This is a genomic window from Alcanivorax sp. HI0083 (assembly GCF_001635175.1).
In genome coordinates this window covers 1-340 of sequence record NZ_LWFX01000006.1, presented here as the reverse complement: position 1 = coordinate 340, position 340 = coordinate 1, and the positions used below count along the sequence as shown (strand labels likewise).

The 340-nt window shown below is 60.3% G+C and carries 1 protein-coding gene; it reads right to left on the bottom strand.

Annotation, left to right across the window (positions count from 1 at the left end; translation table 11 throughout):
• The coding region (locus tag A3754_RS00180; protein ID WP_156496620.1) for a DUF4136 domain-containing protein at nucleotides 1–285 on the bottom strand (285 nt) is incomplete at its 3' end.
• Nucleotides 286–340 lie beyond the last annotated feature (55 nt).

The following is a 340-nucleotide window of genomic DNA, read 5'->3' as shown; positions in this document are numbered from 1 at the left end:
ATCGAAGCGCTGCTCGCGTTTGAAGAAGTGTTTCACCTGCACATCGGCCTGGTCAGGGGGGGCGGCAGACAGACCTTTGGCGGCCAGTGCCTGTTTCAGGGCAGCCTGGGCGCGCTGGTCATCCAGCTCACGGGGTTTGTCCTGGTCCTGGGGTACAAAGGCGTAGGTGCGGTATTGCTGCAGATCGGCGCCGGACTGACTGTCGATCACCACCGGGCTGACACAGGCGCTGAGTAGCAGTGCCGTGGTGAGCACCAGTAAGGCCGGAATCGGTAATCGTTGCATGGCAATCTCCTGACGTTGAGCTCGAATCCTTATTCTACGCCCGGTGTGTCATGTC